Raw genomic sequence first — 17,065 nt, 5'->3', positions numbered from 1 at the left:
CCTTCACGATGGATTCGAGCTTCGACGGCGAGCGCTCCTACTTCAAGGCTGGCGACTACGACCAGACGTCCGTGTCCGGCACGCCGCTGACGGCGCCCGGCACGGTCGTGAAGTTCCATGCGCCGACGCTCACGCACAGCTGATCGTGCCTCTCGATGCATGAAGCCACGTTGCGCAACGCGCAACATGAAGCCGGGCGTGCTCGCGATACGCACCTGCCCGGCGTCCCGGCGCACCGGCCGCGCCTACGAGTGATGCCGCACGCCCGGCACGGCCGCTTCCCTCGCACCCTTGCGGCTCAGCATCAGCGTGACGACCGCCGACACCGCAAGCGTGCCCGCCACCACGTAGAGCCCCGCGGCATAACCACCCGTCACGTGCTTCAGCCAGCCGATCGCGAACGGCCCGACGAACCCGCCGAGGTTGCCGATCGAGTTGATCATCGCGATGCCGGCCGCCGCGCCGGCGCCCGACAGGAACGCGCTCGGCATCGCCCACAGCGGCGCCTTCGCGGCACTGATCCCGATGTTGACGACGACCAGCGCGAGCACGGTGAGCAGCGCGGTGCCCGCCTGCCCCGCAAACACGAAGCCGATACACGCGAGCACGCACGGAATCACGACGTGCCAGGTGCGCTCGCCGCTGCGATCCGAATGCCACGCCCAGGCGATCATCGCGACGACCGCGGCGATGCTCGGGATGCCGGTGAGCAGACCCGTCTGCAGCGCGGTGAAGCCGAACTGCTTGACCATCAACGGCGCCCACAGGCCGAGCGTATACAGCCCCGCCGACGTGCCGAAGTAGATCAGCGCAAGCGCCAGCACGCGCGGATCGCGCAGCGCCTGCCACGCGCCGGCGGTATGTCCGGCATGCGTGTGGCGCGCATCGGCTTCGGCTTTCAGCTTCGCGACCAGCCAGTCGCGCTCGTCCGCCCGCAGCCATGCGGCCTTCGACGGCGAATCGGTCAGGCACCTGAGCACGACGAAGCCGAGCACGACCGCCGGCAGCGCTTCGACGATGTACAGCATCTGCCAGTCGGCGAGCCCGAACATCGGCGGCATCTGCATGATCGCGCCCGACAGCGGCGAACCGATCGCGGTCGAGATCGGCGCGGCCGCCATGAACCACGCGGCGGCCACCGCGCGCTGCTTCGCGGGAAACCACAGGCTCAGGTACAGGATGATGCCGGGGAAGAATCCGGCCTCGGCCATGCCGAGCAGGAAGCGCAGCACGTAGAAGCTCGTCGGCCCGGCCGCGAATGCGGACACCGCCGACACGATCCCCCACGTGATCATCACGCGTGCGATCCAGATGCGCGCGCCGACGCGATGAAGAATCAGGTTGGACGGCACTTCGAACAGGAAGTAGCCGATGAAGAACAGGCCGCCGCCGAACCCGAACGCGGTCGGCGACAGGCCGATCGCCTTGTTCATCGTCATTGCGGCAAAGCCGACGTTGACGCGATCGAGAAAGCTGACGAAATAAAGCAGCATCACGAACGGAATGATGCGCCACATCAGTTTCCGCGCGACGCGGGTTTCCAGATCCGCTTGCATGTGTCTCCTCCTTCGAGGTCGAGCCGTGCTCTGTCCGTGAATGCTCGCCGGCGCCGCCGCGAAACGGGCGCCGGGGCGCCCGGGTGCCCGGCTCGCGTCGGATGCGCGAGTCGCGGGCAGGAAAACGGGGGGACGATGAACGGGCGACAGCCGGTGACCGGTTGCGCACGCGCGCCGCCGCTAAGTCGCGGCCCGCCCGCCCATCGCCGCCCGTGTCATCAGGCGGCGATCGCCGCGTTCGCGACACGCTCGCAGACAGCCGCCGTCACCTGCGCGGTCGTCGCGCTGCCGCCGAGATCGCGCGTGTGCAGCGACGGGTCGGACGTCACCGCCTCGATCGCCTGCATCACGCGCGCGGCGGCTTCCGCTTCGCCGAGGTGGTCGAGCAGCATCACGACCGACCAGAACGTGCCGACCGGATTCGCGAGCCCCTTGCCCATGATGTCGAACGCGGAGCCATGGATCGGCTCGAACATCGACGGATAACGGCGCTCGGGATCGATGTTGCCGGTCGGCGCGATGCCGAGGCTGCCGGCGAGCGCGGCCGCGAGATCGCTGAGGATGTCCGCGTGCAGGTTGGTCGCGACGATCGTGTCGAGCGACGCCGGCCGGTTGACCATGCGCGCGGTCGCCGCGTCAACAAGCTCCTTGTCCCACGTCACGTCGGGAAACTCCTGCGCGACCTGCTTCGCGATCTCGTCCCACATCACCATCGCGTGCCGCTGCGCGTTGCTCTTCGTGATCACGGTCAGCAGCTTGCGCGGGCGCGACTGTGCGAGCCGGAACGCGAAGCGCATGATGCGTTCGACGCCGGCGCGCGTGAGGATCGACACGTCGGTCGCGGCCTCGATCGGATGGCCCTGGTGCACACGGCCGCCGACGCCCGCATATTCGCCCTCGGAGTTCTCGCGGACGATCACCCAGTTCAGGTCGCCGGGCCCGCAGCGCTTCAGCGGCGCGTCGATACCGGGCAGGATGCGCGTCGGTCGCACGTTCGCATACTGGTCGAAGCCCTGGCAGATCTTCAGACGCAGCCCCCACAGCGTCACGTGGTCGGGCACCTCGGGGTCACCCGCCGAGCCGAACAGGATCGCGTCCTTGCCGCGCAGCGCGTCGAGGCCGTCGGCCGGCATCATCGCGCCGTGCTCGCGGTAGTAATCGGCGCCCCAGTCGAAATCCTCGAACTCGAACGCGAAGCGGTCGCTGCCGCGGGCCAACGCCTCCAGCACCTGCTTGCCGGCCGGCACCACCTCCTTGCCGATCCCGTCGCCGGGAATCGTTGCGATTCGGTAGGTCTTCATGCGCACATCCTCGATTGATCGTCAGCGTGGAGGCACTTTACCGAACCAGGAGTGCAGGAACCGGTGCTAGACTCAAAGCTTCTTTAACTTGAATTCATGAATCCCGTCATGGCGGATACCGTCCAGCCGGCCGATCTCGGCTTCTTCTCGACGCTCGCCGCCTCCGGCAGCCTCAGCGCGGCCGCGCGCGAACTCGGGCTGACCGCGGCGGCCGTCAGCAAGCGGCTCACGCAGATGGAACGGCGCGCGGGCGTCACGCTGGTGAACCGCACGACGCGGCGGATGATGCTGACGCCGGAAGGCGACGTGTATCTCGACTACGCGCGCCGGATCCTCGACCAGATGGACGAACTCGGCGAGTTGCTCGGCAGCGCGAAGCAGCGCCCGAAGGGGTTGCTGCGCGTGAATGCGACGCTCGGTTTCGGCCGCAGCCACGTCGGCCCGGCGATTTCACGCTTCGTCGCGCGGTATCCGGAAGTGTCGGTGCAACTGCAGTTGTCGGTGATGCCGCCGCCGCTCACCGACGACGCGTTCGACGTGTGCATCCGCTTCGGCGAGCCACCCGATTCGCGCGTCGTCGCGCGGCGGCTCGCGCCGAACCGCCGGCTGCTGTGCGCGGCGCCCGCGTATCTCGCGCGGCACGGCACCCCGGGCACGCCGCACGACCTGACGCGGCACAACTGCATCGGCATCCGCCAGGGGGACGAGGGTTACGGCGTCTGGCGCCTGACGAGCGGGCGCGGCACGGCGCGTTATACGGAAGCCGTGCGGATCAACGGCAACCTGACGACGAATGACGGCGAGATCGCCGTGAAGTGGGCGCTCGACGGGCACGGGATCCTGATGCGCGCGGAATGGGATTTGCGCGACTACCTCGCCGACGGGCGCCTGGTCGTCGTGCTGCCCGATCACGAAACGCCGGGCGCCGACATTTATGCGGTGTATGCGCAGCGTCACCAGATGTCCGCGCGGATTCGGGCGTTCGTGGATTTTCTGGCGGAGGAGCTGGGGCGGTTGAGGACGGTGCAGGAAAAACCGTAAGGCCGGATCAAGCCGCCGTCGCCATATGCGTGCGGCACCGACGACGCTCGACAGCCGAATCGCCCCGCACGTGGCCACGGTTCGCTCCGCATGCGCACGGGCTTGTCTCGCCAGGGTGGGCATCAAAAGGCAAATATTCTGGCGAAACACGGCGCACGATCGCCAGAATATTTGCGTCTCGATGCACCGCCCCCGAGCAGGCGCACATGGCCGCCGCATTTCGCCTCGCGCACGATTGACCGCCCTTCGTTCAGCGCTCCTCGTTCACGCCACTGCGACCTGACTCCCCTCGCGATCGTTCATCTCGACGACTTCCGGCACCAGTTGTCGCGCCATGGCCCCCGCGACGGCCACGCCCTCCCGATCCCGTTCAAACCGCTCGACGATCCAGTCGACGAACGCGCGCACGCCGGGCGACACATGCGGGCGCTTCACGTACACGGCCGACACCGCGATCGCACCCGGCCGCCAGCGCGGCAGCACTTCCCGCAACCGCCCCGCGTCGATCAGCGGCTGCGCTGCGACGCGCGGCGGCTGGATCAGCCCGAGGCCATGCACGCCGCACGCCAGGTACGCCTGCTCGTCCTCCACACTGACGGTCCCGTCGAGCCGCACCTTGCGCACCGCGCCATCGACGAGGAAATCGAGTTCGGCCGTACGCTGCCCCGGAACCGACGACGTGCCGACCGCACGATGCACGGCCAGATCGTCGAGCGTGCGCGGTGCGCCGTGGCGGTCGAGATACGCGGGGCTCGCGCATGTCACGCGCTCGAGCGTGCCGAGCCGGCGCGCAACGAGCGACGAATCGGGCAGTTCGCCAAGCTGGACGCTGCAGTCGATCGCGTCGCCGATGCGATCGGCCGGGCGCCCGGATACGCCCAGCGTCAGCGCCAGATCGGGGTGCCGTGCATGGAACTCGCCGAGCGCCGGCAGCACGATCGCATCCGCGACCGCCGCCGGCAGCTCGACGCGCAGCGGCCCGCTCGGGTGCAGGGCGGCGCCGCGAATGCTGGCCTCGAGCTCGTCGACGTCGGCCGTGATGCGCACGCAGCGCCGGTAATACGCGTCGCCTTCGGGCGTCGCCCGCAGCGCGCGCGTCGTACGCACCAGCAACGGCATGCCGAGCGCCGTTTCGAGCTCCTGCACGGTCCGCGTCGCGGTGGCGCGCGAAATGCCGAGCGCCTGCGCCGCGCGCGTAAAGCTGTTCATTTCGACGATGCGCGTGAAGATGCGCATCGCGCGGATCGGATTGTCCACCGGACACCCCTGCATGTTTGCCGCATGCCGCGGCGCACGCTTGCGCGCCCGCCGTGCATGCGTATCGAGGAACGCCGCGCCGCCGGCGCGGCAGACGGTTCAGCCGTTCGCCGCCGCGGCGCCGCGCGCCGGGTCGTCGAGCAGCCGTTGCGCCAGCGCGAGTGCGTCGTCGCGGGTGGCGGCCGCGTTCAGCGGATAACCCCAGACCTTCTCGAACGCGCCCGAGAACGCGTCGAGCGCCACGCGCCGCGCGGCGTCGGGCTCGATCGCGATCATCGCTGAGATCCATTCGTGCGACTGCGCGCGGTTGGCCTTGCTCCATTTCGCGAGCTGCTTGCGCAACTCGTGATCGTCGGCGCCGCGTTCATTGCCGGACGGCGCATCGTCGGTCAGAAGAACGAACGGTTCGCGACGCGCGAGCAATGCGTCGAGTTCGGCGATCAGGCGGGCGGGGTCGGTGTGCGTCGATCCGGTGTAACGCAACCAGACAAACGGGAATTCGGTCGTGGTGATGTGCATGTCGGCCTCCAGATGAGAACGATTCTCATTTTATGGATCGAGGCCCGCGGCGTCATTTATCGCCCCGGCCAACCGCTTGCTCGATCCGGCCAATCGCACCCGGATGGCGCGAGTCGCGCGGTTCAGCGTTGCCGGTCGGTCAGGAATTGCGTCGGCGACTTGCCGGTCGCCTTGCGGAACATCGTCACGAAGCTGCTCGCGCTCTCGTAGCCGAGCTCGATCGCGATCTGGTGCACGCGGCGACCGGTCGTCAGCATCCGCAGCGACAGCGCGACGTGCAGCCGCCGGCGCCAGTCGCCGAGGCTCATCCCGAGCTCCTTCGCCGCGAGCCGCGTCAGGCTGCGCTCGCTGATGCCCGCGCGCCGCGCGAGTTCGGCCAGCGGCGACTTGTCGGCCGGATCGGCGAGCAGATGGTCGATCAGCTTGCGCAGCCGGCGATCGGCGGGCATCGGCAGGTACAGGTCCTCGACCGGTGCGGCGACGAGTTCGTCGAGCAGCGTCGCCATCAGCCGCCCCTGCGGCCCGTCGACGTCGTACAGGTTCGGAAAGCTCGCCGCCTTCAGCAGCAGTTCGCGCAGCAGCGGCGACACCGACAGCGTGCAGCAGCGCGCGGGGAGGTCGAGGGCGGCATCCGGTTCAACCAGCACCGCGTAGAACGTCGCGCCGGCCGAGCCGCGCGCCGCGTGCGGAACGTCGCCCGGAATCCATACCGTGCATTGCGGCGGCGCGCTCCACACGCCGCCGTCGATCTCGCAATAGATGACGCCGCTCAACGTGTAGAGCAACTGCGCCTGCGGATGGCTGTGCCACTCGAGCCGCCATTCGGGCTCGACGACCGAGCCGCCGAACACGACGAGCGGACGCGGCACGTGGAAGACTTCGTCATCCGCTGCGGGGTCGGTGGTCGGAGGAAGCTGGCGCATGAAACGGTGGACGATGGAGGAAGCCGGACGCCCTGCCCGCGCGCCCTTTCGTGCTTATACCAGAAAGGCGCCGGCGCGGCCCTGCCGCCCGCGCGGGTGCCCGTGCGGGTGCCCGTGCGGCGTCTGCAGCCGCCTGCCGATGCGAATACAATGCCCCGATCCCCCGCCGCCGCCCCCACCTGCCGGAGCCGTCATGTTCGACCTGACCACGCTGACCACCTTCACGGCCGTCGTCCTGGGCCTGTTCCTGATTCCCGGCCCCGCCGTGCTGCTCGTGCTGAGCCGCACCGTGCAGGGCGGCCGCAAGACCGGCATCCTGACCGGCCTCGGCGTCGCCAGCGGCGACTTCGTGCATACGCTGTTCGCGGCCGTCGGCCTGTCAGCGCTGCTGATGACGTCGGCGCTCGCGTTCAATGTCGTGAAGGTGATCGGCGCCGCGTACCTGATCTATCTCGGCGTGCGCGCGCTGCTGGAGAAGCCGTCCGATCCGTCGCTGCCGAGCGTATCGCCCGTCACCCCGCTCAAGGCGTACCTGCAGGCGATTCCCGCCGAGGTGCTGAATCCGAAGACGGCGCTGTTCTTCCTCGCGTTCATGCCGCAATTCGTGCATCCGGAACGCGGCTCGACGTTCGTGCAGTTCGCGGTGCTCGGGCTGATCTTCGTCGTGCTCAGCTCGCTCTACACGACGCTGATCGCCTGCTCGATCCGTCCGCTCGGCCGCATCGTGAAGCGGCTCACGTGGCTCACGCGCTGGCAGGGGAAGATCATCGGCTCGATCTTCATCGCGCTCGGGCTGCGCGTGGCCGTGCAGCAGCGCTGACACGCACGGCCGCATGACGTCCGCCGCCACGCCCGCCGGCGAAGCGCTCTACACCGACCCGCGCCTCGTCGCGGTCTACGACCTGTTCAACGCGGGCGATCGGGATTTCGCGTTCTACGCGTCCGTGATCGGCGCCGCACGCCGACGCATCCTCGACCTCGGCTGCGGCACCGGCACGTTCGCGCGCCGGCTCGCGGCAGCCGGGCACGACGTCGTGGCGATCGATCCCGCGCCGGCGATGATCGAATACGCCCGACGCCAGCCGGGCGCCGACGCGGTCCACTGGCTTGCGTGCGGGCTCGACGGCCTGCCGCCCGACGCGCCGCCGTTCGATGCGGTCGTGATGACCGGGCATGCGTTCCAGTGCCTGCTGACCGACGCCGAAATCGATACGACGCTGCGCGGCGCGCGGCGCGTGCTCGCCGACGGCGGCCGCTTCCTGTTCGAGACCCGCAATCCGCGCATCGCGCCGTGGCGTGCATGGACGCCGGCACATTCGGCACGCAGCGTCGAATCGCGCGAATCGGGCATCGTCGACCTGCATCATGCGGTGCGCTCCGTGGACGGCGCGATCGTCACGTTCGACACGCATTACCGCTTCCGCCGCGACGACACGGTGCTGACGAACGCGAGCCGGCTGCGCTTCATCACTCAACCCGACTTGCGGCAGCGCGTGATCGCGGCCGGATTCTCGTCGGCCGAGTGGTACGGCGACTGGCAGCACGCGCCGTTCGACGCTGCGACCAGCGCGGAGATCATCGCGATCTGCCGCGCGTGAGTGCGCGTTCCCGACCGCGTCAGCCCGCCACCGGCAGCGTGTCCACCGCATACACATGCCGCAGCGTGCGGCCCAGCACCGGGTCGTCCAGCTCGACCTCGAACCGCTCGGCCGGCCGGATGCCGCCGATCGCCGCCAGCGTGCCGCACAGCATCGCGGTGCCGTCGACGAAGCGGCCGTCGTGGCGCGCGAACTGCGCGAGCAGGTCGTCCGGTGCGCGCATCGTGCTCACCTTGCCTTCCTGGTACAGCACGCGCTCGCCGTCGATCGTCGCGTAGGCGCGCAGCACGAGCTGATCCCAGTGCCCGGCCACGTCGTCGAGCTTCCACAGCGTGTTCGCGCACGGCTTGCCGCACATCTGCTTCGACACCGTGATCCCGTACGTCTCGACCTCGCGGTCGGTGTGATCGGACGCGATGCCGACGAACGTCTCGCCGCCGTCGCGCACCAGCACGAATTCCGCTTCGCCGCTGCTCTGCCCGCCCGACACCTGGATTGCGGGCGACGGATCGAGGCGGTCGGCCGCAACGCGGTAGAACACGGGCGTCGTCGCCGGGCGCTTGACGCCCAGTTCCTCCAGCTCGCGGATGTGCTTCTCCATGGCGACCGTGTCGCGGCCGGTCCAGCCCGCGATCACGAGCGTGTCGATCGCGATCGCACGCTCGGTGCGGCCGTCGCGACCGTCGATCGCAAACGTGATGGTTTTCATCGAATGCTCCTCGTAGCGGGCAGCGCACGCGCGATGCGGCGCCGCCCGCGATGTGTCGTGAATGGCCGGGCTCAGGCCGGGTCGTAGTAGTGAATCTCCAGCAGCACGCAGCCGCCGTTCGACTTGAACGGGCCGTGCCATGCGCCGGGCGGGCGCACCGCATACGTGTAGCCCTTGAACGGCGTGCCGCCGTTGCCGTGTTCGTCGTTGCCGACGGTCAGGTCGCCTTCGACGAGAAACACCTCTTCCCAGTAGTCGTGCACGAACGGCTTCTTCGTATGCAGCCCGGCCGGCAGGCGCAGCAGGCGCGTGCGGCTGCCGCGCTTCCGCTCGGTGTCGAGCGCGCCGGACAGGATCAGTTCCTGCGCGCCGGAGGCCGGGTCATAGCCTTCCGGCAGTTGCCAGTCGCGCTGCGCGTCCAGCGTATGGAATTCGTCGTGAAGCTTATTGATGGCCATCTGTCTCTCCTGTGGCGATAGCGGATGAGTCGAACGCGATGCGGCGCGTCAGGCGGCGCGCGGCGTCGACAGTTCCTGGTTCAGCGAATAGCTGCCGAGCATCGAATCGACGAGATGCGACGCGCGCTGCCAGTCGTACGTGCGATACGCATGCCCCTTCGTGACGAACGACGCGCCGGCGTAGAACAGTTCGTACTGGTTGTGGCGCGACGCGAATTCGGAGCCGACCGCATCCCACGCGAGCTTGAAGAACTTCACGCGCTCCTCGGACGAGCACACCGGCGACTTCTGCGTCTTCTCGATGATGCGCAGCAGGTCGGGGTTCTCGAAATCGCGCACGCTGGACGGCAGCATGATCATTCCGCCGCCGGCGAGCTCGCGCAGCGTGTTGAGCACCTTCGAATAGAGCTGCTGCGTGACGACCTGCGAGCCGTACAGCATGTTGCGGTCGGGTACGTAGAAGCCGTTGACGACGGTGCCCTTCGCTTCCATCCCGTAGACCCACGCCTCGACCATCGACGCTTCGGCCGCGAGCTGGCCCAGCGTTTCGCGCACCTGCGGGAACGCATTCGTGCCGTTGACCTCGGAGATCTTCAGGCCGAGCCCGACGAGGAAGCGCAGCTTCGTCATCAGGCGCACCTGGCATTGGTAGTTCTGGTACACGTGCGCGGGCGTCGCGTGGAACTGCTTCGCGCACATCGCCGTGTTGCCGGCAACGAAGATCCGTTCCCACGGCACTTTCACGTCGTCGAAATACAGCACCGCGTCGTTCTCGTCGAAGCGGCTCGACAGCGGGTTGTCGAACACCGATGTCGCGTTCTCCTCGTACGACTTGCGCGACAGGATCTTCATCCCCTTCGCGTTCATCGGCACCGCGAACGACAGCGCATACATCTCGTCGCCCTCGCGCAGCGGCTGGATACAGCTGCAGAACACCTCGTTCGCCATGATTCCGCTCGTCGCGAGCATCTTCGCGCCGCGCACCGTGATGCCTTCGGCATCCTGATCGACGATGCCGACCGCGAGGTACTTGTCTTCCTGCTCGTGCGCGGCCTTCGACTGGTTCGCCTGCGGATTCACGATCACGTAGGTCAGGAACAGGTCGTTGTCGCGTGCGTAGCGGTAGTAGTCGCGCAGCGCGCCCGCCCGCGCCGGATCGTATTGCTCGAACACGTCGGCGCCCATCACCATGCCGGCAAGACAGGACGCGACGTGATCCGGCGAGCGGCCCATGAAGCCGTAATGCAGCTCCGACCACGCTTCCAGCGCGGCACGGCGTTCGACGAGTTCGTCGTAAGAGGTCGGCAGTTGCCAGATCCGGCTGACGCGGTTGCCCGAGTCGGGCGACACGAACGTCATCTTCTCGACGTTCTCGTCGCGCGCCTGGTAGTCGTACAGGCTCGCGTAGCTGCGGATCGAATTGCGGAATGCCGCATGCGCGGTCACGTCGCCGACCGGCTGGCCGTTCAGGTAGACCTGCCGCCCGTCGCGCAGCGACGCGATGTGCTGGGTTCCGTTCTTGATCATGATGTCCTCCTGGGTGGAATGAAACGTGGATTGCATTCAGGCAGACGGCGCGTGCATGCCGTCGAGCGTGCGATAGCGGCCGCCGAAGAAGATCAGCGGGCGCCCTTCCGAGCGCGCGCGGTGCCGCGTCACGCGGCCGACGAAGATCACGTGATCGCCGCCGTCGTACTGCGCGTAGGGCTCGCATTCGAACGTCGCGAGCGCGTCGGGCAGCAGCACCGCGCCGTCGTCATCGGTCGCGCCGGCACGCCAGCCCCACTTGTCGCCGTTCGCTTTCGCGAAGCAGTTCGACAGGTGCTGTTGCGTCTCGTCGAGCACGTTGACCGCATAGCCGCCCGCGCCGGCCAGGTCGCCGAGGCTCAGGCTCCGACGGTCGACCGAAAACAGGATCAGCGGCGGGTCCAGCGACACCGAATTGAACGACGCGACCGTGATACCGATCGGCGCCCCCTCCTTGCGCGGGGCGGTAATCACCGCGACGCCCGTCGCGAACATCGACAGCGCGGCGCGAAAGCGCCGCTGCGCGTCGGCACCCGCACCGGTTCCGGCATGGTTCTCGCTCATCTCGTCCTCCTTGGGTTGCATCGCCGGATTCCGCAGCGGAATCCGGCCCAACAAAGCACCGTTACTTAGCTTTGTTATTTAGCTTTTATTAAATGTAAACACAAAGGCGGGTTCAAGTTGTCGTAAACCCTGATCTAGAAAGCTTTGTTTGAAAGACAACCCTACTGGCGGGATGGGTGTTGCGCGGCGCCCGCGAATGTCCACGTACACTGCGGCTACCCTGTTCCGCGGTGCTTTCGCGCACCGCGGGAGACACCGCTTTCCGGAGCCGCATCGATGCAATCCCGTCCGATCTACATGGACTACAGCGCCACGACGCCCGTCGATCCGCGCGTGGTCGACAAAATGGTGCCGTTCCTGCACGAGCAGTTCGGCAACCCGGCTTCACGCAGCCACAGCTATGGCTGGGATGCCGAGCAGGCGGTCGAGGAGGCGCGCGCCCACGTCGCCGCGCTGCTCGGCGCCGATCCGCGCGAAATCGTGTGGACCTCCGGCGCGACCGAGGGCAACAACCTCGCGATCAAGGGCGCCGCGCACTTCTACCAGGGCAAGGGCAGGCATCTCGTCACGGTGAAGACCGAGCACAAGGCCGTGCTCGATACGTGCCGCGAGCTCGAACGCCAGGGCTTCGACGTCACGTACCTCGACGTGCGGGAAGACGGCCTGCTCGATCTCGACACCGTGCGGCAGGCGCTGCGCGCCGACACGATCCTGGTGTCGGTGATGCTCGCGAACAATGAAACGGGCGTGATCCAGCCGGTGACGGAGATCGGCGCGCTGTGCCGCGCGCGCGGCATCGTGTTCCACTGCGACGCCGTGCAGGCGGCCGGCAAGATCCCGATCGACGTGAATGCGTTGAACGTCGACCTGCTGACGGTGACCGCGCACAAGGTCTACGGCCCGAAGGGGATCGGCGCGCTGTACGTGCGCCGCAAGCCGCGCGTGCGGATCGAAGCGCAGATGCACGGCGGCGGCCATGAGCGCGGGATGCGCTCGGGCACGCTGCCCACGCACCAGATCGTCGGGATGGGCGAGGCGTTCCGGCTCGCGAAGGAAGAGATGGCGGAGGAAAGCCGCCGCGTCGGCGCATTGCGCGACCGGTTGCTGGCCGGCCTGTCGACGCTCGACGAGGTTTACGTGAACGGCGATCTCGCCCGCCGGATTCCGCACAACCTGAACGTCAGCTTCAATTTCGTCGAAGGCGAATCGCTGATCATGGGGATCAAGGGTGTCGCGGTATCGTCAGGCTCCGCGTGCACGTCGGCATCGCTGGAGCCGTCGTACGTGCTGCGCGCGCTGGGCCGCAGCGACGAGCTCGCGCACAGCTCGATCCGCTTCACGCTCGGCCGCTTCACGACCGAAGCCGAAGTGGACAGCGTGATTGCGCAGGTGCGCGACACGGTCGGCAAGCTGCGCGCGCTGAGCCCGCTGTGGGACATGCATCTCGAAGGGGTCGACCTGAATACGATCGAGTGGGCCGCGCACTGAATGCGGTCGAAGCGTCAGGCGGGCTGGCGGCGCGTGCGCGTCAGCCTTTTTCCTGGCGCGCGATCAGGTGCGCGAGATCGAGCGTCGCGCGGTCGCCGTTGGTGACGAGGCGGTCGATCACCGAGCAGAGCGCCTTGAATTCGGTCTTCGTCACGCCCTCGAACAGCACGTTGTTGATGCGCTGCTGCGTATCGGTGAGCGCCTTCAGCAGCTTCGAGCCGGCCAGCGTGACCGTGAGACGCATCTTGCGCTTGTCGTCGGGGTCCGGGCGTTTGTCGATCAGGCCGAGCTTCTTCAGCTTGCCCGTCTCGATCGTGACGAATGCGCCGCTCAGGTGCAGGTGATCGGCGAGGCGGTTGACGGTCACGATGTCATCGTGCGAAAGATGCGAAACCGATACGAGCAGCGAATACTGGATGCCGGTGAGGCCGATCAGCGAGCCGAAGCCGTCGCGTACCGACAGCAGGCGGGCCGCAAACGGCAGCAGCCCGTTGATCAGGTGGCGAAATTCCGTGTCCGTGCCGTCGATCAGGCAGGCCGGGTTGGTGATGGTCAGAACGGACTCCTCTTGCTGCTTGGCCATGACTTCGACGCTCCGTACGGTCATGCGAATTTAGCTTTGAAACGAAATTATACGGCAAAGGCACATGCGCCCCTGGCCAGGTCGGGCCGGTGCGCGTGGCCCCATTTCCCGCTACAGGAGGCTCGTCCATGCCCTTCCCGCTTCATCCCGCGTCGGTTCGCGCGCTGCTCGAATGCTATCTGCGCGCAAAGGACCTGAACCGGCCCGCGCTGATCGCCGACTGCTTCGCGGCCGATGCCGAGCTGGGCTTTTCGCTCGCGAACGACGACATCGATTTTCCGCCGCGCGTGACGGGCGCGGCCGCGATCGCACGCACCCTGGTCGAGGAATTCGGCGAGCGGTTCGAGCGGTGCCGGACCTATTACGTTTGCACGGAGCCCGAAGTCGACCCACATGGCGTCAGCGAGATGTCGTGGCTCGTCGCGATGCGGCAGAAGGACAACGGCGCGTTGCGGATCGGGCACGGCACGTATCGCTGGCAGTTCACACCCGACAGCGAAGGCGGTGCGCGGATCGCCGCGCTGCACATTCACATCGCGCGCATGGATACGATCGACGATCCGAAGTCGACGAAACTCGACGCGCTGCATGCGGCGTTCGGGTATCCGTGGCTGCCGGCGCACGCGTTCGCGCGCGGGCTGGCGGATGTCGCGGCCGCGCAGCCGGAATGGGCATTCCTGGCGTCGTTTCACGAGGCGGCGGCAGCGGCGGCCGGTTGAAACACGGCCGAAGCGCGTCGCCGCATCACGTGCGGGCAAGGAGCTGACGGACCGTCATCACGCGCGGATCGTCGATCGTCAGAACCTCGCCGTAATGGGCAATCGTTGCACGGCGGTCGAGCAACAGCGGAATCGAGACGCGCCCGAGCAGCGTCCGCTCGACCGCTTCGCCGAACGTGAATCCGCACAGATGCACACCATCGACCACGCAATTGGTCGAGAACACTCGGCCCTGCGCATCGACATAAAACTCGGCGTACCCGAGATCGTCTTCGGCGAAGCCGATCATCGTCGTCCCGAGCGCCTGTTCCCACGCGTCGATCTGGTGATCCTTGCGCGCCAGCGCATGAAAGACGAGCCCCATTCGCGCGCAGGTTTGCCCGCTGGCAGAGGCGCCCACGATCAGCCCGCCGAATTCGCGCAGGATCGCATCTCCCGGATGCTCGCCGTCGCCGGATGACACACGGCAACCGGAATCGCCACGCCACCCCGAATCGGCAAACAGCGCTTTGACCGACGAAGGAATCACGACCACCACCACCCTCCCGACGTTTGCGTGCGCGATACCGCACGCGCTATCCGCCATGCGCGACGCAGGGAATGCATCGCGCATGCCCGTCACCTCGACGCATCGAGCGCGCCCCTCACCCCCTCCCAATCCAGCCCGAACCGCGCGAGATACTTGCGCAGCCTGTCCGCATCGTTCGGCTGCTTCTTGCTCTGCCGCGACACCGCGAACAGCGTGCGCCCCGCTTCCGACAGGCTTGCCGACACGCGGCACACGTCGAGCACGCGTTCGAGCTGCGCACGGTCGAACAGGTCGAGTTCCGCCGCACGCGCGCCGAACACCGCGTCGACGCATGCCTCGGACGATCCCGCGCCGCCCGGCTGCGACCACGTGCGCGTCAGCCGCTCGACTTCCTGTTCGGCAAGCGCTTCGGTAATCCGTCCCGCATCGGCCAGCGTCGCCATCCGCGTGACCGACGCGGACAGCTCGCGGAAGTTGCCGGCCCACGCCGCACGCGGCGACGCGGCGAACGCGAGGTAGCGCCGCTTCGCCTCGACGTTGAAACGCACCTGCTCGCCCTGCTCGCGGCCGAACCGGTCGAGTTCGAATTCGAGGTTCGGCTCGATGTCCTCGCGGCGCTCGGCCAGCCCCGGCAGTTCGTACGTCCACAGGTTGATCCGCGCATAGAGATCCTCGCGGAAGGTGCCGGCCGCCACCATCTGCCGCAGGTCGCGGTGCGTGCCCGCGATCAGTTCGAAATCGCTGGTCGCCTCGACGTCCGCGCCGACCGGCAGGAAACGCTTCTCCTCGATCGCCTTCAGCAGCATCGCCTGTTCGTCGAGCCCGAGTTCGCCGATCTCGTCGAGAAACAGCAGGCCGCCGTCCGCCGCGCGCAGCAGCCCGGCCCGCGCCGACTGCGCGCCCGTGAACGCGCCCTTCACGTGGCCGAACAGCGTCGACATCGCCGCGTCGCCGCGCAGCGTCGCGCAGTTGATCTCGATGAACGGCCCCGCGAGCCGATGGCGGCCGCGCTTCAGCTCGTACACGCGCTTCGCGAGAAACGACTTGCCGGCGCCCGTCGGCCCGACCAGCAGCATCGGCGCGCGCGAACGCACGGCCACGCGCTCCAGTTGCTCGATCAGCGCATTGAAGCGCGCGTTGCGTGTCGCGATGCCCGCCTTCAGGAACGACACCGTCTCGTCGCGCTCGCGCGTGAAACGCTGCGCGATCCGGTTGTAGCGCGACAGGTCGAGATCGATCACCGACATCGTGCCGGGCCCGCTCGGCCCCTCGTCGGTCTTCTGCGGCGGTGCCGTCTGGGCAAGACGCGCCGGCAGGTAGCGCGCCTCCGCCAGCAGGAACCAGCAGATCTGCGCGACGTGCGTGCCGGTGGTGATGTGGATCAGGTAGTCCTCGCGGTCGAGATCGAACGGGTAGGCGCGCGCGAAATCGTGCAGCGTCGCGTAGACCTCCTCGAAATCCCACGGGTCGCGAATCTCCATCGGAACGAGCCGCACGTCGGTGTGCGGCGACACGCGCTCCAGGTCCTGCTTCACGCGGTTCGCGAGACGCGCGTAGTTCGGCGCGTGCAGCAGTTCGAGCCGGTCGACCGGCATGTCGCGCTGCTCGCACAGCGAAATCGTCGGCCGCCAGTTGCGCCAGCGACGCTGCGAGCCGCCGCCCTGGTCGAGCACGGTACCGAGAAAACCGATCGCGACGGTCTTGCGCATGTTTATCCTACAAGATAAGAGGCGATCCGATTGTATCGAATATTCGGATCGTGCCGTGGCCGGATTTTCATGCGCCGTCTGTCACGACAAATAATTTCCCCTTACATTTCAACGACTTGGAATTTATTTCGCGCATCACGCCGGCCGCTGGCACGCTTCTCGCTAAATAGAAAGCGCCGGATGTCCCGCTGGCCCGCGAGCCAGGGTTCACAAAGCCCTGCTGGTGCGCCGCCGCCGAACCTGGTTCGTCGCGGTCGCGCATGCCGCCATGGGCAGACGAAGGCAAACGGGCGCGTACTGGAACTTCGCCCGGGTTCGAATCCCGGGGCGCCCTCCGTTCGGTAGCTCATTCGGGTAGAGCAGCCGGCGCAAGCCGGTGTGTAGCGGGTTCGAATCCCGCTCGAACGCTGTCCGCAAGGACAGCCTTGTAATGAAAGCAGTACCCGCCGGTGCGGGCCGCAAGGCCCGCCGCGCGTCGGACCGGTTGCGGTTCCGCGCGATCGGCCGGACGGCCGCACGGCCCGCGCGAAGGCGCACGACGACGCGAAGCAGGATGCGTCGCCGCGCACTTCGGCGCCGGGCCT

At 67.6% G+C, this 17,065-nt stretch carries 18 protein-coding genes and 1 tRNA gene; 7 read left to right on the top strand and 12 right to left on the bottom strand.

The features are described 5' to 3' along the window. The first annotated feature begins 8 nt into the window (after positions 1-8). Entirely contained in the window at positions 9-143 is a 135-nt protein-coding gene (locus ABIC51_RS34390; RefSeq protein WP_226129628.1) for a polysaccharide lyase family 7 protein, read from the top strand. Positions 144-245: 102 nt separating this feature from the next. Here ABIC51_RS34390 and ABIC51_RS34385 read toward each other — a convergent pair whose 3' ends face one another. Together ABIC51_RS34385 and ABIC51_RS34380 are read right to left on the bottom strand one after the other, a co-directional pair. After that, entirely contained in the window at positions 246-1,556 is a 1,311-nt protein-coding gene (locus tag ABIC51_RS34385) for an MFS transporter (protein ID WP_175899443.1), read from the bottom strand. A gap of 218 nt (positions 1,557-1,774) precedes the next feature. After that, positions 1,775-2,857, bottom strand: coding sequence for a tartrate dehydrogenase (locus ABIC51_RS34380; RefSeq protein WP_027790934.1), 1,083 nt, complete (start codon positions 2,855-2,857; stop codon positions 1,775-1,777). A gap of 108 nt (positions 2,858-2,965) precedes the next feature. Here ABIC51_RS34380 and ABIC51_RS34375 point away from each other — a divergent pair, with 108 nt between their 5' ends. Continuing rightward, positions 2,966-3,898 (top strand): LysR family transcriptional regulator, encoded by a 933-nt coding sequence (locus ABIC51_RS34375; RefSeq protein WP_027790933.1) that lies wholly within the window; start codon positions 2,966-2,968, stop codon positions 3,896-3,898. 264 nt (positions 3,899-4,162) lie between these two features. Here ABIC51_RS34375 and ABIC51_RS34370 read toward each other — a convergent pair whose 3' ends face one another. The 3 genes from ABIC51_RS34370 to ABIC51_RS34360 form a co-directional block, all read right to left on the bottom strand. Then, on the bottom strand, positions 4,163-5,155 hold the full coding sequence (locus ABIC51_RS34370; RefSeq protein ID WP_226129630.1) for a LysR family transcriptional regulator: 993 nt from the start codon (positions 5,153-5,155) through the stop codon (positions 4,163-4,165). Positions 5,156-5,254: 99 nt separating this feature from the next. Beyond that, positions 5,255-5,674 carry an ATP--cob(I)alamin adenosyltransferase gene (locus ABIC51_RS34365; RefSeq protein WP_175899441.1) on the bottom strand — a complete coding sequence of 140 codons (420 nt, stop codon included), beginning with the start codon at positions 5,672-5,674 and terminating at the stop codon, positions 5,255-5,257. 122 nt (positions 5,675-5,796) lie between these two features. Further along, the gene (locus tag ABIC51_RS34360) at positions 5,797-6,597 is read right to left on the bottom strand and encodes an AraC family transcriptional regulator (RefSeq protein WP_059693851.1); all 801 of its coding nucleotides are present in this window, start codon (positions 6,595-6,597) and stop codon (positions 5,797-5,799) included. Positions 6,598-6,790: 193 nt separating this feature from the next. Here ABIC51_RS34360 and ABIC51_RS34355 point away from each other — a divergent pair, with 193 nt between their 5' ends. Next, entirely contained in the window at positions 6,791-7,417 is a 627-nt protein-coding gene (locus tag ABIC51_RS34355) for a LysE family translocator (protein ID WP_027790929.1), read from the top strand. 13 nt (positions 7,418-7,430) lie between these two features. Further along, positions 7,431-8,195 carry a class I SAM-dependent methyltransferase gene (locus ABIC51_RS34350; protein ID WP_175899439.1) on the top strand — a complete coding sequence of 255 codons (765 nt, stop codon included), beginning with the start codon at positions 7,431-7,433 and terminating at the stop codon, positions 8,193-8,195. Between the two features lie 19 nt (positions 8,196-8,214). Here the strand turns inward: ABIC51_RS34350 and ABIC51_RS34345 are convergent, their stop codons facing one another. The 4 genes from ABIC51_RS34345 to ABIC51_RS34330 form a co-directional block, all read right to left on the bottom strand. Next, the gene (locus ABIC51_RS34345) at positions 8,215-8,904 is read right to left on the bottom strand and encodes a DUF2848 domain-containing protein (protein ID WP_027790927.1); all 690 of its coding nucleotides are present in this window, start codon (positions 8,902-8,904) and stop codon (positions 8,215-8,217) included. Between the two features lie 71 nt (positions 8,905-8,975). Then, positions 8,976-9,362: a hypothetical protein gene (locus tag ABIC51_RS34340; protein WP_027790926.1), complete on the bottom strand. Its 387-nt coding sequence runs from the start codon at positions 9,360-9,362 to the stop codon at positions 8,976-8,978. Positions 9,363-9,410: 48 nt separating this feature from the next. Beyond that, a complete protein-coding gene (locus ABIC51_RS34335; protein ID WP_060173060.1) occupies positions 9,411-10,889 on the bottom strand; it encodes a 4-hydroxyphenylacetate 3-hydroxylase family protein in 1,479 nt (492 codons plus the stop codon). 36 nt (positions 10,890-10,925) lie between these two features. Further along, complete coding sequence (locus ABIC51_RS34330; RefSeq protein ID WP_091920483.1) at positions 10,926-11,474, bottom strand: flavin reductase family protein; 549 nt, start codon at positions 11,472-11,474, stop codon at positions 10,926-10,928. A 255-nt stretch (positions 11,475-11,729) separates the two neighbouring features. On the opposite strand from ABIC51_RS34330, the gene ABIC51_RS34325 reads away from it, so the two are divergent. Beyond that, a complete protein-coding gene (locus ABIC51_RS34325; protein ID WP_060083347.1) occupies positions 11,730-12,941 on the top strand; it encodes an IscS subfamily cysteine desulfurase in 1,212 nt (403 codons plus the stop codon). 40 nt (positions 12,942-12,981) lie between these two features. On the opposite strand, the gene ABIC51_RS34320 is transcribed toward ABIC51_RS34325, so the two are convergent. After that, entirely contained in the window at positions 12,982-13,524 is a 543-nt protein-coding gene (locus tag ABIC51_RS34320; RefSeq protein ID WP_175899437.1) for a MarR family winged helix-turn-helix transcriptional regulator, read from the bottom strand. Between the two features lie 128 nt (positions 13,525-13,652). Between ABIC51_RS34320 and ABIC51_RS34315 the strand changes: the two genes are divergently transcribed. Continuing rightward, the gene (locus ABIC51_RS34315) at positions 13,653-14,243 is read left to right on the top strand and encodes a nuclear transport factor 2 family protein (RefSeq protein ID WP_124839103.1); all 591 of its coding nucleotides are present in this window, start codon (positions 13,653-13,655) and stop codon (positions 14,241-14,243) included. A gap of 25 nt (positions 14,244-14,268) precedes the next feature. Here ABIC51_RS34315 and ABIC51_RS34310 read toward each other — a convergent pair whose 3' ends face one another. Together ABIC51_RS34310 and rtcR are read right to left on the bottom strand one after the other, a co-directional pair. Further along, on the bottom strand, positions 14,269-14,784 hold the full coding sequence (locus ABIC51_RS34310; protein WP_226257528.1) for an SUKH-3 domain-containing protein: 516 nt from the start codon (positions 14,782-14,784) through the stop codon (positions 14,269-14,271). Between the two features lie 77 nt (positions 14,785-14,861). Next, a complete protein-coding gene (rtcR, locus tag ABIC51_RS34305; protein ID WP_059684636.1) occupies positions 14,862-16,481 on the bottom strand; it encodes an RNA repair transcriptional activator RtcR in 1,620 nt (539 codons plus the stop codon). 335 nt (positions 16,482-16,816) lie between these two features. Here rtcR and ABIC51_RS34300 point away from each other — a divergent pair. Then, positions 16,817-16,889, top strand: a tRNA-Cys gene (locus ABIC51_RS34300). Positions 16,890-17,065 lie beyond the last annotated feature (176 nt).

Source organism: Burkholderia sp. 572 (assembly GCF_040545135.1).
GTDB lineage: Bacteria > Pseudomonadota > Gammaproteobacteria > Burkholderiales > Burkholderiaceae > Burkholderia > Burkholderia cepacia.
Note: the sequence above shows the minus strand (reverse complement) of the source record. Positions and strands in the feature narration are given on the sequence as shown.